We start from the raw sequence: 14,705 nt of genomic DNA, 5'->3' as shown, positions 1-14,705 counted from the left end.
CCGCTCGGGCGTCGACGTGAAACGCGTCGCTCGGGCGCCGCCCGGAGTGGGCCGCCGACCCGTGCGCCCGACACGGTTCGTGGCGCCTCGCGCGGGCGCCGTCGCGCCAAGTAGCTTGGGTGAATGGCCGTGTCGTCAGGTCCCGGGAGGGGCACAGCAACCACCGGATCGGATCGCGTCGTGGTCTGGAGTCCGGACTATCTCAGCTACCGCTGGAGTCCGCAGCATCCGATGAACCCCACCCGGCTCGATCTGACGATGGCGCTCGCCGACGGACTGGGTTTGATCGACGCGGCGGAGGTGGTCCGCCCCGACGCCGCCTCCGACGCCGATCTGCTCCGCATCCACACCCCCGCCTACATCGACGCGGTCAAACTCGCCGGCGACGGCCCCGACACGGCGCTGCCCCCGGAGTTGGAGACGCGGCACGGACTCGGTACCGACGACAACCCGATCTTCCCGCGCATGCACGAGGCCAGCGCCGTCCTCGCCGGTGGTTCGCTCGCCGCCGCCAAGGAGATCGCGTCCGGCCGCGCCCGCCGCGCGGTGAGCATCGGCGGCGGAATGCACCACGCGATGGCGGACTGGGCATCCGGGTTCTGTGTGTACAACGATGCCGCGATCGCCATTTCCTGGTTGCTGGACAACGGCTTCGACCGGATCGCCTACGTCGACATCGACGCCCACCACGGAGACGGCGTCCAGCACGCGTTTCTCGGCGACCCGCGTGTGATGACGATCTCCATCCACCAGCACCCCGCGACGTTGTGGCCCAACACCGGTTGGTCGAGCGAGGTGGGGTCGGGCGCCGCCGAAGGCACCGCGATCAACCTCCCGGTCCTGCCCGGCACCAGTGATGCGCTGTGGCTGAGAGGGTTCCACGCGGTCGTGCCGGCCGCGATCGCCGGGTTCCGGCCGCAGATCGTCATCAGCCAGTGCGGTGCCGACAATCATCGCGAGGACCCGCTGGCCGATCTCGCACTGACCGTCGACGGTCAGCGGGCCGCGTATCTCGCGATGCGCGAGCTCGCCGATCGGTACGCCGAGGGCCGTTGGCTCGCTGTCGGTGGAGGCGGATACGGCCTGGTCCGGGTCGTACCGAGATCGTGGACCCATCTGATCGCGACCGCACTCGACCGTGAGATCGACCCCGCCACGGCGATTCCCGACGGCTGGCGGGAGAAGGCGCATGCCGTCGCGCCGAGCGTCGACCTGCCGACGACGATGGGGGAGGGCGGCGACACGAAGTATCTGCCGTGGGACGGACCGGGAGGAACTCCCGAGACGGGAGTGGCTTCGATGGACCGCGCCCTCACCCGCATCGACGCGGCGATCATCGCGACTCGTCGCGCCACGTTCCCACTGCTCGGCCTCGATCCGGAGGATCCCCGTGACTGACGGCACCGCCAAAGACGGCAAGACGGTCGATCTCGAACGCGCGCGGAACTTTCCGCGACACTGGCTCGCCGACGTACTCGCGTCGGACGGGGGTGTCGTCCATCTGCGGCCGATCGTTCCCGAGGACGCCGACAAACTCGTCGAGTTCCACGGCAAGCTGTCCGAACGCACCCGCTACCTGCGGTACTTCGGCCCGTACCCCACCATGTCCAACCGGGACGTCGTCAACTTCACGACGGTCGATCACCGCAACCGCGTCGCCTTCGTGGCGATCCTCGGCGACGAGATCATCGCGGTGGGCCGGTACGAACGTCTGCTCGACGTCGGTGACGGACGCTCGGCGGAGGTCGCCTTCGTCGTGGCCGACGCGCATCAGGGTCGCGGTCTCGGACCGATCCTGCTCGAGCACCTCGCGGGCGCGGCCGCCGAGAATGGTCTGAACATGTTCGTCGCCGAGGTCCTCGCCGAGAACCGCAACATGGTCTCGGTGTTCCGGGAAGCCGGATACCAGGTCAGCCGCAGTTTCGACGGCGGTGTGCTGCGCCTCGAATTCGCGATCGACCCGACCGAGGCGCTGCTGTCGGTGCGGAACTCGCGCGAACGCGCCGCCGAGGCCCGCAGTGTCCGCAACGTGCTCAGCCCGCGATCGGTGGCCGTGATCGGTGCCTCCACGGACAGCTCCAAGGTCGGCAACGCCGTTCTGGCGAACCTGTTGCAGGGCAACTTCTCCGGGCCCGTGTACCCGGTCAACGCCGAGCACCGATCGGTGCGCGGGGTGCGTGCCTACCCGACGGTGCGCGACATCCCCGACGACGTCGACCTGGCCGTCGTGGCCGTCCCGGCCGAGTCGATCGACGCGGTGCTCGACGACTGCCTGGCCAAGGGGGTCAAGGCGCTCGTGGTCGTGTCGGCGGGGTTCGGTGAGACCGGCCCGGACGGGCGTGACTCCGAGCGGCGCCTCGTGCACGCGGCTCGCGCGCACGGCATGCGCCTTATCGGCCCGAACGCGCTCGGCGTCGCGAACAACGACGTGGCGGTGTCGCTGAACGCGACGCTCGCGCCGGTGCTGCCCAAGCCGGGGCGGGTCGGCTTCTTCTGCCAGTCCGGCGCCCTCGGCATCGCGATCCTCGACCAGGCCGCGAAGCGGCACCTGGGCCTGTCGACGTTCGTGTCGGCCGGTAACCGTGCGGACGTCTCCGGCAACGACCTGCTGCAGTACTGGGACACCGACCCGGACACCGAGGTGGTGCTGCTGTACCTGGAGAGCTTCGGCAATCCCCGGAAGTTCTCCCGGATCGCTCGCCGGGTCGCCCGAAACAAGCCGATCGTGGCGGTCAAGAGTGGCCGCCACGCGGTGCCCCCCGCGCTCGCGGCGACGGGGGTCGAGATGGACGACTCGATCGTGCGGTCGCTGTTCGAGCAGGCCGGCGTCGTGCAGGTCGGCTCGATCTCGCAGCTCTTCGACTGCGCACTGCTGTTCGGTTATCAGCCGCTACCGGCGGGGCCGCGAGTGGCGGTGGTCGGCAACTCGACCGCGCTCGGCGTGCTGGCCGTCGACGCGGCGCGGCGCGAGGGCCTGCAGGTGGGGGAGCCCGTCGATCTCGGTGCGCAGGCCACACCCGAGGTGTTCGCCGACGCGGTTTCCACCGCCCTCGCGTCGTTCGACGTCGACGCCGTCATCGCGGTCTTCGCGCCGCCCGTCGCGGTCGCCGTCGAACCGTACGCGCAGGCGTTGCGGGAGGCCGTCGTCGACACCGACAAGCCGATCCTCACCACGTTCCTCGCCGCCGAGGGCATCCCGGACGTCCTCGCTGTGCGCGGGCCCGACGGTTTCCCGACGCGGGGGTCGGTCCCGTCGTTCCCCGGCCCCGAGCGGGCGGCGCTGGCCCTGGCGCGATCGTGGCGCTACGCGGCGTGGCGGGGCCGGCCGGTATCGAAGGTGGTCCGTCCCAACGGCATCGACTCCGATCGGGCGCGCACTCTCGTCGAGAGCTGGCTGGGGGAGTCGAACGGCCGCTGGCTGTCGGACTTCGAGGCCGCGCAGTTGCTCGAGTGCTACGGCGTCCCCGTGGTGGAGTTCCGGGCCGCCACCACCGAGGACGAAGCTGTCGCCGCGGCCGACGAACTGGGATACCCGGTCGCGGTCAAGGCGACCGGCGAACTGTGGCGACACCGCCCGGACCTCGGTGGCGTGCGGTTGGATCTGGTGGGCCCGGACTCGGTGCGGCTCGCGTACCGGGATCTCGCGGCCGCGTCGGGCGAGCCGCTGCTGCACGTGCAGAAGATGGCCACCAAGGGCATCGGCTGCGTTGTCGGGGTACAGGACGACCCCTCGTTCGGCTCGCTGATCTCGTTCGGTCTGGCCGGCGTGATCTCCGATCTGCTGGGCGACCGGGCGTACCGGGTGCTGCCGCTGACCGAGGACGAGGCCACCGAGTTGATCGACGCGCCCAAGGCCGCGCCGCTGCTCTCCGGCTACCGCAGCGCAGCGCCGGTGAACAAGAAGGCGCTCGTCGACCTGGTCCAGCGGGTGTCGGCCCTGGCCGACGACCTGCCCGAGGTGCGGTCGCTCGCGTGCGAGCCGGTGCTCGCGTCCGCCGAGGGCGCGCAGGTCACCGACGCCCGGGTGCGGATCGGGCCGGAGCTGAGCATGGCCGATCTCGGTCCGCGCCGGCTGCGGGAGTGGTGACCGACCGCCGCGAACCTCCGTGAACGAGAAACCCGGCCGACCTTCCGGACCCGAGGGGGAGGGTACGGAAGATCGGCCGGGAAGCCGGTCGAGAAGGGGTCAGCTCGCGTAGGCGCGCAGACGATCGGCGCGCTCACCCTGACGGAGCTTGCCCATCACCTCACGCTCGATCTGCCGCACGCGTTCGCGGGACAGACCGAACAGCTTGCCGATCTGGTCGAGGGTGCGCGGCTGGCCGTCGTCGAGGCCGTAGCGCAGGCGGATCACCTGCTGCTCCCGCTCGTCGAGGGTGGCCAGGACGCTACGGACGTCGCTGTGCAGCAGCCCGGCGATGACCGCGTTCTCCGCGGACGTGGCCTCGGAGTCCTCGATGAAGTCGCCCAGCGGCGCTTCCTCGTCGTTGCCGACGGGCATGTCCAGGCTCACCGGGTCGCGGCTGTGGTCGAGCAGGTCCGCGATCTTGTGCTCGGGGATGCCCGACTCCTGCGACAGTTCCTCGTCGGTGGCCTCGCGCCCGAGCTGCTGGTGCAGCTCACGCTTGATCCGGGCCAGCTTGTTGACCTGCTCGACGAGGTGGACGGGCAGTCGGATCGTTCGGCTCTGATCGGCCATGCCGCGCGTGATCGCCTGACGGATCCACCACGTGGCGTACGTGGAGAACTTGAAGCCCTTCGCGTAGTCGAACTTCTCCATCGCGCGGATCAGGCCGAGATTGCCCTCCTGGATGAGGTCCAGGAGCGGCATGCCGCGTCCGGTGTAGCGCTTCGCCAGCGACACCACGAGGCGCAGATTGGCCTCCAGGAGGTGGCGGCGTGCTGCCTCGCCGTCCCGGACGATGGTCGCGAGATCGCGCTTCTTGGCCGCGGTGAGCCGCTTCTTGGTCGCGAGCACGTGCGCGGCGTACAACCCCGCCTCGATGCGCCGCGCCAGATCGACCTCGTCAGCGGCCGTCAGCAGGGCTGTACGGCCGATCCCGTTCAGATAGACGCGAACGAGATCTGCGGCCGGGCTCTGGCCGTCCAGATCGGAGTCGATGGTGCGGGGTCGAGTGGTGCCGGGGCTTGTCATGACCTGCCTCCTCGTCGGGGTGTCTCATATCCCTCAACGCTTCGACGGTCCGGGAAAGTTCCCGAGACGATTCGTCGTCGCCGCCCCTGACCTGCGGGTATCGCCGAGGTCCCCTGAGAAGTTCCTGAGAAGGTACGTGCCCGGGAACGCGTCAGGCGGGTTCGATCAACCCGTGACGCACCAGCGAGTGCACCAGCGGTATCGCGGTGGCGGCCAGCGACTCCTCGTCCTCGTCGTGCGCGAAGGCGAGTAGCGTGACGAGTTCTTCCAACACCAACCCGTCACCGCGCATTCCCGCGAGCAGCGCGGCCGCCAGATCGTCCACCTCGTGCTGCCACTGCGGGCCGGTGCCGCGGTGCACCCGCGCGACCACCTGCTTCCAGCCGTCGTCGCCGGGAAGGAAGACCCGTTCGAGGGCAGTGTCGGGGCGCACCGTGAAACGCGACGCGAGTACGTCGTGCTCGCGCAGCCATGCCAGCCGGTCGAAGTAGGCGAGTGCCTCGTCGCCGAGCGGATCGCTGAAACCGTGCCGCAGGTCCTCGCACAGGATGTCCGACGGCGCATCCGTCCGCCGGAGGTAGACGAACCCGAATCCGACCCCCTCGACATCGGCTTCGGCGAGATGATCGAGCCACGCCTCGGCGCGGGCCTGCACCGCCGGATCTCGCAGATCGCCGCCGCCGTCGCGCAGCCACGTCCCGACGTAGAGAGCGGGATCGGCGACGTCACGCTGGACGATCCACGCGTCGACGCCGTGAGCGGGCAGCCACGACGCCACCCGGTGGCGCCAGTCCTCGCCGTCGACGTGCAGCCACGACGCGAGCATCGCGGCCGTCCCGCCCGGTGCGAGATGGTCCGCGGCTTCGGAGATCATCAGTTCGCTCGCGCCGTCGAGGTCCAGACCCGAGTCGCGGTAGCTGTTGACCACCCGGGCCTCGCTGACCACGAACGGCGGGTTCGCGACGATCTGATCGAAGGTGCGGCCCGCGACCGGCTCGAACCACGAACCCTCGAGGATCTCGAAGTCGAGTCCGTTCAGTGCCGCGGTGGCCGCGGTCAGGTCGGTCGCCCGCGGGTTGACGTCGGTTGCCGTCACCGTGCCCGCATAGTCCGCCGCGCGCAGCGCCTGGATGCCGCATCCGGTGCCGACGTCGAGCACGGTGCCGACCGGACGGGTGGGGGTGCCCTGCAACAAGGACAGGGACGCGTGACCCACACCGATCACGTGGTCGTCGGCGGTGGGGCGAGTCCGCATCGAGCCGTCGAGGTCGGACAGCACCCACCGGTTGCCGGTGCCCAGATCCAGCGGGCGCAGATCCAGTTCGGCCCGCACGGTGTCGCCGTCACGCGACAGCAGGCCGGCGGCGACGGCGTCGTCGATGTCGAGAGGACTCAGCGCGGACGCGACGTCGGCGACGTCGCAGTCGTCACCGAGCAGGAACAGTCGAACGAGAAGACCGAGATCGCCGCCGACCGCGGACGCGCGGCGGACCGGTACCGGCTCGTGCCGGTCCAGGGCGGCGTGGGCCTGCGGGCCCAGGAGGTCGAGAATCGAGTCGGTGTCGAACTTGCAGCGCGTGAGCGCCTCGCGAAGGGGGCCGCACACGGACAGCAGGAGATCACGGGTCACGCGAGCATTGTTGCAGCAGGCCGGTCACGACCGGTCGGCCGCGCGAGTCAACCCTCGATGGTGCGGTCGTTCCGCGACTCGATCGCGCGGGACGAGTTGCGGTTGTCGTACCGGCTGGGTTCGTCCTTCGAGCGCGGTGGCCGGTCGTTCGCGATGAGGACCGCGATCCACGGCAGCGGAATCGACAGCGCGATGATGCCGACCGAGATCCAGGCGTTGCCGAACGCACCGTACGCGAGCGCCGCGAGAATGAGCGCGGGAATCCGGAACGACATGATCGTCAGGTACTTCTTCACGCGCGCTCGGTGTTGATCCTCGATGGACTGCTGCGCCTCGGTGATCAGTGCCGGGTGGCGGGGTGTGCCGCTCTCGGCGGAGTCGCCGAACCCCGATGTTCTCGCCATGGTTCCACTGTTCCACTCTCGGGCGGCAATTGCACATGCGCTTGCGGCATTATTGAGGGGTGAGCACTTTGACGAAGGAACGTCCCGACACCACCACTGACGAGACGACGGACGACGACACTCCCAAGTTCTTCCACTACGTGAAGAAGAACAAGATCGCCGAGAGCGCGGTCATGGGAACGCATGTCGTCGCGCTGTGTGGCGAGGTCTTTCCGGTGACCAAGTCCGCCAAGCCCGGGTCGCCGGTGTGCCCCGAGTGCAAGAAGATCTACGACGGGTTGCGCAAGGGCGACTGATCCGTCGGCTCCTCGGTGGATGCGTCGACCTCGGGCGTGTCCACCGATTCGGTGTCCTCGGACTGTGAGCGATCAGACGTGAAGCGGATCGGTCCGGTCGTGATTCGCCTCGTGATCGCGGTCACCGGTCCGGCTTCGTCCGACGCATCGATCGCAGCCTGCGCGGCGATCCAGTCGCGGACCTGCTCCATGCGGGTCGCCCGGGCGGGCCAGAACTCCTGGATGGTGGCATTGAACTCGGCGCCGAGCACCACCGCGAATCCCAGGAAGAACGTGAAGAGCAGGAACGCGATGGGCGTGGCGAGCGCGCCGTAGGTGTAGCCGGTGCCGGCTATCGCGCTCAGATACCAGCGCAGAATCGTGCTGGCCGCCATGAAGAACACTCCCGCGAGCAGTGCCCCGCCCAGCAGTCGGTGCCACGGCAGCGACTTCGGCAGCGCAACCTTGTACAGCGTCGTCAGGCCGATGATCAGCAGCAGGCCCACCGCGGGGTAGTAGAACGCATCCACCATCTCCGTCCCGACCGTGTGCCACGATTCCGGCAGCACGCGGCCGATAATCGTCGGGCCCAGCGCGACCAGCGGCAACGTGAAGACCGCGAGGATGAGGAACCCGACGTAGAGCAGCAGCGCGAACACGCGCTGCCACACCGGGTGCCGGGCGTCCTGCTGGCCGTGGGCCTCGACGATCGAATCGACGAACGTCGATATCGCCGACGATCCCGCCCACAGCGACAGCAGAAAGCCCACCGAGATGATCTCCGGCCGCCCGCGCCCGAGGACGTCGCCGACGGTCGGCTGGATGATCTGGTCGACGACGTTCTCGCTGAACACGGTGTGGCTGAACGTGATGATCTTCGACTGGATGATCTCGACGGTGTTGGGGCCGAACCAGCCGCCGACGTAGCCGAGGCTGCCGAGCAGGCCCAGCAGTAGCGGGGGCAGCGAGAGCGTCTGCCAGAACGCGGCCGTGGCGGACTTGCCGAAGATCGAGTCGTCCCAGGCCTTGCTCGCGGTCCGGCCCACGACCTGAGCGCACCGCTTGAACGGTCGGTGCTTCTTCGCTGCCGGAGTCTCGCCCATGATGCTTCCAGGATTCCTGACGACGCGCCGAGATGCTCGGTGGGGTGCGGCCGTGTCGGCACGATTCCGTCAGCGGGTGCTCACCTGCCGCTTCGGTCGGCGCCCCGAGCTGATGCTGAAACGGTCGGTGTCGGGCGCTAGGCTCCTCGGGGGTCGTTGCCGGAGATCGGGGCTCCGAGACCGTGCCGTGGCAGCAGCCGTGACCCCTGTCGGCGAAGCGAGGAGTGGGAACAACTGTGCGAAGACTGTGGCGAGGTGCGATGTGAGCGCTGAACCCGGAACCGTCGAAACTGCACCTGCTCCCACCGGCTCCCTGCGAGCATGGCAGCGGCGCGCCCTCACCAAGTACCTGGCGACCAAGCCGCGGGACTTTCTCGCGGTCGCCACGCCGGGAGCCGGTAAGACCACGTTCGCACTGCGGGTGGCGGCCGAGCTGTTGCGAGATCGGACCGTGGACCAGATCACGGTCGTCGCGCCCACCGAGCACCTCAAGCACCAGTGGGCCGAGTCGGCCGCGCGAAACGGCATCGCGCTCGACTCCAACTTCTCCAACTCGACCGGACAGACGTCGGCGGACTACCACGGTGTCGTGGTCACGTACGCGCAGGTCGCCTCCCACCCGTTCAAGCATCATGCCCGCACGGCGGCGCGACGCACGTTGGTGATCCTCGACGAGATCCACCACGGCGGCGACGCGAAGAGCTGGGGCGACGCGATCCGCGAGGCGTACGGCGACGCGACCCGCCGCCTCGCGCTCACAGGAACCCCGTTCCGCAGCGACGACAGTCCCATCCCGTTCGTCACCTACGAACCGGACAACGAGGGTCACCAGCGCTCGAAGGCCGACCACACGTACGGCTACTCCGACGCGCTCGCCGACGGCGTCGTCCGCCCGGTCGTCTTTCTCGCCTACTCGGGTGAGGCGCGCTGGCGCAACAGCGCCGGCGAGGAGTTCGCCGCCCGCCTCGGCGAGCCGCTGAACGCCGAGCAGACGGCCCGTGCCTGGCGGACGGCCCTGGATCCGGCCGGCGACTGGATTCCGTCGGTGCTGGCGGCCGCGAACACGCGGCTCGGCCAGCTTCGTGCAGGCGGCATGCCCGACGCCGGCGGTCTGGTCATCGCGACCGACCAGACCGTGGCCCGCGCCTACGCGAAACAGCTCGAGGCCATCACCGGGGAAGCGCCCGCGCTGATCCTGTCCGACGATCCCACCGCCTCCAAGCGGATCGCGGAGTTCTCCAAGAGCACGCAGCCGTGGATGGTGGCGGTGCGCATGGTGTCCGAGGGTGTCGACGTGCCGCGCCTCGCCGTCGGCGTCTACGCCACGAGTGCCTCGACGCCGCTGTTCTTCGCACAGGCCATCGGGCGGTTCGTGCGATCGCGCGTGAAGGGGGAGACGGCGAGCGTGTTCCTGCCGTCGGTTCCCGTCCTACTCGATCTCGCGAGCCAGCTCGAGGCGCAGCGTGACCACATCCTCGGCAAGCCGCACCGCGAGAAGGACGGCCTCGACGACGAGCTGATCGCGGATGCGAACAAGCAGAAGGACGAGCCCGGCGAGGAGGAGAAGGCGTTCACCTCGCTCGGTGCGGACGCCGAACTCGACCAGGTGATCTACGACGGCTCTTCGTTCGGAACCGCCACGTTCTCCGGGTCCGACGAGGAAGCCGACTATCTCGGACTGCCCGGACTGCTGGACGCCGAACAGATGCGCGCACTGCTGCGGCAGCGGCAGCAGAGCCAGATCGACAAGCCCGCGGCCGCCGCGGAAGCGCCGGTACCTCCACCGGTTCCGCAGGTCGCGGAGCGGGTGGCTTCGGCGGGCCAGCTGGCGAATCTGCGGCGCGAACTCAACTCGCTGGTGGCCATGCACCATCACCGGACGGGGAAGCCGCACGGCATCATCCACGGCGAACTCCGCCGCGCCTGCGGTGGTCCGCCGACCGCGATCGCGACGGTGGAACAACTCACCGACCGGATCGCGACGCTGCGGCAGTGGTGAACCCGCAAACGCCGAAGCGGGCGGCCACCTGGGTGGCCGCCCGCTTCGGGAACGGGGACGGACGGGGGTCCGCCCGGAGGCTGACGCGTCAGATCGTCGTCGCGGAGGATTCCGAGTCGCTCACGATGGTGGCGTTCATCTCGCGAAGACGATCGGCATGCTCGTTGGCGTGATGCTGGCAGAAGAGGAGTTCTCCTCCGCTCGCGAGCACGGCGCGCACGCGGGCTCCGGCGCTGCACCGGTCGCACCGGTCGGCAGCGGTCAACGGGGGGCTGGTCAGTGTTCCGGGCATGACTCCTCCGAACTGGCTGCGGGCTCGCACCCACCGCCTGGGGTCTTCCGCCGCGTCGGGGGTGACGCGGTAGGTCCACTCTGTCAGACGTTCGACTTGATCGGGTTGTTCCCGATTCGCGCTCGGTGTGTCGTCCCTAACAGCACCCGCTCTGAACTCGCACGATGCGATCGGCGAGGATGAGGGTGTTCGCTGACAGCTGACTTTTGTCGCTGTCGTCCGGGCGTCGGCCGAAAGGAACCGTACATGTCCCGCGCAGGATCCGCCTCCGATGCCGTGCTCGTCCACCTGTGTTCACGAACCGAATGGGACGAGATGCGGAGGACCGGTCACCGCCGCCCGCCCGGTTTCGACGTCGACGGCTTCGTGCACCTCTCGACACCCGCGCAGGTCCATCTGCCCGCGAATCGCCTGTTCGCGGGCAGGACCGATCTCGTGCTGCTGTATCTGGATCCCGCCCGTCTCGGCGCCGAGACGCGGTGGGAGCCGGGCGTGCCGTCGGACCCGGCGTCGATGCGCTTCCCGCATCTGTACGGCCCGCTGCCGGCCGAGTCCGTGCTCGAGGTCACCGACTACCGGCCCGGCGCCGACGGACTGTTTCCACCCGTCGGCTGACCGGACCCCGAGACGCGCCGAGAGGGGCCGCGGGCCGCAGTCGGTGAAGAGCGCTACCGTTTATCCATGAACGTCGAAGTGACGCCGCTGCCCGGTATCGGGGTCCGCAAGGACTTCGCGCTGGCCACCGGGCGGCGCATCGGGGTGGTCACCCACCGTGACGGCCGCACCGATCTGATCGTCTCCAAGCTCGACGACCCGGACGCCTGCATGGCCTCGATTCCGCTCGACTCGGACGAGGCGTCGGTCCTGGCGAATCTGCTGGGCGCACCGCAACTGGTCGCGCAGCTTCGCGAGGAACACCGCGACCTGCCGGGCATCAGCACCCGGCAGCTACCGATCGGCGAGAACTCGCCGTGGGACGGCCGCACCCTCGGCGAAACCGCGATGCGGACCCGCACCGGGGTCTCCGTCGTCGCGGTGATGCGGGCCGGACAGGTGGCGCCGTCACCGAATCCCGACTTCACCTTCACCGAGGGTGACCTCCTGGTCGCGGTAGGTACCCAGGAGGGTCTCGATCACGCCGCCAAGATTCTCGCGCACGGCTGATCCCGGCACGATCGACGCGCGATGACCGGCACTGCACTGGCACTCGTCGAACTCGGCGCTGTCTTCTTCGCCCTCGGGGTGCTCGGCCGACTGGCCGGACGCATCGGCATGTCGCCGATCCCGCTGTACCTGATCGGCGGATTGTGCTTCGGCGAGGGCGGATTCATCCAGCTCGGCGACATCGGCGAATTCAGCCATCTCGCCAGCGAGATCGGCGTCGTGCTGCTGCTGTTGCTGCTGGGTCTCGAATACACCGCCTCCGAACTCGTGACCGGGCTCAGGCGGTCGTGGTTCGCCGGGGTCGTCGATCTCGTGCTGAACGCGGCGCCGGGCGCGCTGCTGGCACTGCTGCTCGGGTGGGGTCCGGTCGGGGCGCTGACCCTCGGCGGCGTCACCTACATCTCGTCGTCGGGCATCGTTGCGAAGGTGCTCGGCGACCTCGGCCGGCTCGGTAACCGCGAAACCCCGGTGGTCCTGTCGATCCTGGTGTTCGAGGACCTCGCAATGGCGGTGTATCTGCCGATTCTCACCGCGGTCCTCGCGGGTGTGAGCTTCCTGGGCGGGCTCCAGGCGGTCGCGATCTCGTTCGCCGTCATCACCGTCGTGCTCGTCGTCGCGCTGCGGTACGGCAGTGTCGTCTCCGCGATCGTGGACAGCACTGACCGCGAAGTGTTCCTGCTCAAGCTGCTCGGCGCGGCACTGCTCGTCGCAGGCTTCGCGTCGTCACTGCAGGTGTCGGCGGCGGTCGGCGCGTTCCTGCTCGGCATCGCGATCTCCGGCTCCACCGCGCGGAACGCAACGCGTCTTCTCGAGCCTCTTCGGGACCTGTTCGCGGCGATGTTCTTCGTGGTCTTCGGTCTCAACACCGATCCGACGACCATCCCACCGGTGCTGCTGCCCGCGATCGGCCTGGCGGTCGTCACCACTGCCACCAAGGTGCTCACCGGATGGTGGGCCGCGGGACGTCAAGGTATCGGCGTCATGGGTCGGGCACGCGCCGGTGCGGCCCTGATCGCGCGCGGCGAGTTCTCGATCGTCATCGCCGGCTTGGCGGTCTCCGCGGGCGCGGTGGAGGGTGAACTCGCCGCGCTCGCGACCGCCTACGTGTTGCTCATGGCTGTTCTGGGGCCGGTCGGGGCCCGCGTCGCCGAGCCGATCGTCCGGCTGTTCCAGCCTCCCCGACCAAAAGAGGAAGGGGCCCCGAAGGACCCCTTCCTCACCAGCTGACGTGCTGTCCGGCCTCTAGTCGAGGTAGTCGCGCAGCACCTGCGACCGCGACGGGTGGCGCAGCTTGGACATGGTCTTCGACTCGATCTGGCGGATCCGCTCGCGGGTGACGCCGTAGACCTGACCGATTTCGTCTAAAGTCCGCGGCTGGCCGTCGGTGAGGCCGAAGCGCAGGCGCACCACACCGGCCTCGCGCTCGGACAGGGTCTCGAGCACCGACTGCAACTGATCCTGCAGCAACGTGAAGCTCACCGCGTCGACGGCGACGACGGCCTCGGAGTCCTCGATGAAGTCGCCGAGCTGGCTGTCGCCCTCGTCGCCGATGGTCTGATCCAGCGAGATGGGTTCACGCGCGTACTGCTGGATCTCCAGCACCTTCTCCGGCGTGATGTCCATTTCCTTCGCGAGCTCCTCGGGGGTGGGCTCGCGGCCCAGATCCTGGAGCAGCTCACGCTGGATGCGGCCGAGCTTGTTGATGACCTCGACCATGTGCACGGGGATACGGATCGTGCGGGCTTGGTCGGCCATCGCGCGGGTGATGGCCTGACGGATCCACCACGTGGCGTACGTCGAGAACTTGTAGCCCTTCGTGTAGTCGAACTTCTCGACCGCACGGATCAGACCGAGGTTTCCCTCCTGGATGAGGTCCAGGAAGGCCATGCCGCGGCCGGTGTAGCGCTTGGCCAGCGACACGACCAGTCGAAGGTTCGCCTCGAGCAGATGGTTCTTGGCGCGGTTGCCGTCGCGCGTGATCCAGTTCAGGTTGCGGCGATCGGTGGGGGAGGGCTTCTCGCCCTTCTCCGCCATCTCGTTCATCTTGTGCGTCGCGAACAGGCCGGCCTCGATGCGCTTGGCGAGTTCGACCTCCTCCTCGGCATTGAGCAGGGCCACCTTGCCGATCTGCTTGAGGTACGCACGCACCGAGTCGGCGGATGCGGTCAGCTCGGCGTCCTTGCGGGCCTGGCGGAGAGCCTCGGACTCCTCTTCGTCCCAGACGAAGTCGCCGGACGCCTTGTCCTTCTCGGACGGCTCCTCGGTCTCCTCGTCCTCTTCGACGACGACGTCCTCGACCTCTTCCTCGACGAGGTCGCCGGCAGCGACATCGAGGTCGGCAATGTCGATGTCATCGTCCTCGACGATGTCGTCGCCGCCCTTGGCCGCCTTGGAGGTGGCCTTCTTGGTGGTCTTCTTGGCCGCGGTCTTCTTGGCGGCGGCCTTCTTCGCAGGAGCCTTCTTGGCGGCGGCCTTCTTGGCGGGCGCCTTCTTGGCGGCGGCCTTCTTCGCAGGAGCCTTCTTGGCGGCGGGCGCGCTACCGGTAGTGGCCTCGGCAGTGGAAGCAGTGGTCGCTGATTCGGGGGTGGAATCTGCGGTCTGACGCGTATCGGTGGCTGCCACGTACGCCCTTTCGTGACGGTGTCGTGCGGCGTCACGCCAGAGTGGAATTCCGGCGGAGAGG

At 68.9% G+C, this 14,705-nt stretch carries 13 protein-coding genes; 7 read left to right on the top strand and 6 right to left on the bottom strand.

Annotation, left to right across the window (positions count from 1 at the left end):
• Positions 1 to 123: 123 nt before the first annotated feature.
• Both PSS76_RS21480 and PSS76_RS21475 read left to right on the top strand, forming a co-directional pair.
• Positions 124 to 1,398, top strand: a complete 1,275-nt coding sequence (locus tag PSS76_RS21480) for an acetoin utilization protein AcuC (RefSeq protein ID WP_037084333.1) — start codon at positions 124 to 126, stop codon at positions 1,396 to 1,398.
• On the top strand, positions 1,391 to 4,087 hold the full coding sequence (locus PSS76_RS21475; protein WP_205316855.1) for a bifunctional acetate--CoA ligase family protein/GNAT family N-acetyltransferase: 2,697 nt from the start codon (positions 1,391 to 1,393) through the stop codon (positions 4,085 to 4,087). Before PSS76_RS21480 ends, PSS76_RS21475 begins: the two co-directional genes overlap by 8 nt.
• Positions 4,088 to 4,186: 99 nt before the next feature.
• On the opposite strand, the gene PSS76_RS21470 is transcribed toward PSS76_RS21475, so the two are convergent.
• The 3 genes from PSS76_RS21470 to PSS76_RS21460 form a co-directional block, all read right to left on the bottom strand.
• Positions 4,187 to 5,155, bottom strand: coding sequence for a sigma-70 family RNA polymerase sigma factor (locus PSS76_RS21470; protein ID WP_005513647.1), 969 nt, complete (start codon positions 5,153 to 5,155; stop codon positions 4,187 to 4,189).
• A 151-nt stretch (positions 5,156 to 5,306) separates the two neighbouring features.
• Positions 5,307 to 6,785: a DUF7782 domain-containing protein gene (locus PSS76_RS21465; RefSeq protein WP_205316856.1), complete on the bottom strand. Its 1,479-nt coding sequence runs from the start codon at positions 6,783 to 6,785 to the stop codon at positions 5,307 to 5,309.
• Between the two features lie 47 nt (positions 6,786 to 6,832).
• Positions 6,833 to 7,189: a DUF3099 domain-containing protein gene (locus PSS76_RS21460; RefSeq protein ID WP_005513642.1), complete on the bottom strand. Its 357-nt coding sequence runs from the start codon at positions 7,187 to 7,189 to the stop codon at positions 6,833 to 6,835.
• 59 nt (positions 7,190 to 7,248) lie between these two features.
• Between PSS76_RS21460 and PSS76_RS21455 the strand changes: the two genes are divergently transcribed.
• Complete coding sequence (locus tag PSS76_RS21455) at positions 7,249 to 7,485, top strand: DUF3039 domain-containing protein (protein WP_005513641.1); 237 nt, start codon at positions 7,249 to 7,251, stop codon at positions 7,483 to 7,485.
• Here PSS76_RS21455 and PSS76_RS21450 read toward each other — a convergent pair.
• Entirely contained in the window at positions 7,458 to 8,567 is a 1,110-nt protein-coding gene (locus PSS76_RS21450) for a YihY/virulence factor BrkB family protein (protein WP_005513639.1), read from the bottom strand. The genes PSS76_RS21455 and PSS76_RS21450 overlap by 28 nt on opposite strands.
• A 262-nt stretch (positions 8,568 to 8,829) precedes the next feature.
• Between PSS76_RS21450 and PSS76_RS21445 the strand changes: the two genes are divergently transcribed.
• The gene (locus PSS76_RS21445) at positions 8,830 to 10,566 is read left to right on the top strand and encodes a DEAD/DEAH box helicase (RefSeq protein ID WP_005513637.1); all 1,737 of its coding nucleotides are present in this window, start codon (positions 8,830 to 8,832) and stop codon (positions 10,564 to 10,566) included.
• A gap of 88 nt (positions 10,567 to 10,654) precedes the next feature.
• Here the strand turns inward: PSS76_RS21445 and PSS76_RS21440 are convergent, their stop codons facing one another.
• Positions 10,655 to 10,858 (bottom strand): DUF7455 domain-containing protein, encoded by a 204-nt coding sequence (locus PSS76_RS21440; RefSeq protein ID WP_005513636.1) that lies wholly within the window; start codon positions 10,856 to 10,858, stop codon positions 10,655 to 10,657.
• A 246-nt stretch (positions 10,859 to 11,104) separates the two neighbouring features.
• Here PSS76_RS21440 and PSS76_RS21435 point away from each other — a divergent pair, with 246 nt between their 5' ends.
• The 3 genes from PSS76_RS21435 (at position 11,105) to PSS76_RS21425 (ending at position 13,249) form a co-directional block, all read left to right on the top strand.
• Positions 11,105 to 11,473, top strand: coding sequence for a DUF952 domain-containing protein (locus PSS76_RS21435; protein WP_005513634.1), 369 nt, complete (start codon positions 11,105 to 11,107; stop codon positions 11,471 to 11,473).
• A 66-nt stretch (positions 11,474 to 11,539) separates the two neighbouring features.
• A complete protein-coding gene (locus PSS76_RS21430) occupies positions 11,540 to 12,022 on the top strand; it encodes a cation:proton antiporter regulatory subunit (RefSeq protein WP_005513633.1) in 483 nt (160 codons plus the stop codon).
• A 21-nt stretch (positions 12,023 to 12,043) separates the two neighbouring features.
• Entirely contained in the window at positions 12,044 to 13,249 is a 1,206-nt protein-coding gene (locus tag PSS76_RS21425; RefSeq protein WP_005513632.1) for a cation:proton antiporter, read from the top strand.
• Positions 13,250 to 13,264: 15 nt separating this feature from the next.
• On the opposite strand, the gene PSS76_RS21420 is transcribed toward PSS76_RS21425, so the two are convergent.
• On the bottom strand, positions 13,265 to 14,644 hold the full coding sequence (locus PSS76_RS21420; protein ID WP_005513631.1) for an RNA polymerase sigma factor: 1,380 nt from the start codon (positions 14,642 to 14,644) through the stop codon (positions 13,265 to 13,267).
• Between the last annotated feature and the right edge of the window lie 61 nt (positions 14,645 to 14,705).

This window comes from Prescottella sp. D32 (assembly GCF_037287305.1).
Classification (GTDB): Bacteria; Actinomycetota; Actinomycetes; order Mycobacteriales; family Mycobacteriaceae; genus Prescottella; species Prescottella equi.
Note: the sequence above shows the minus strand (reverse complement) of the source record. Positions and strands in the feature narration are given on the sequence as shown.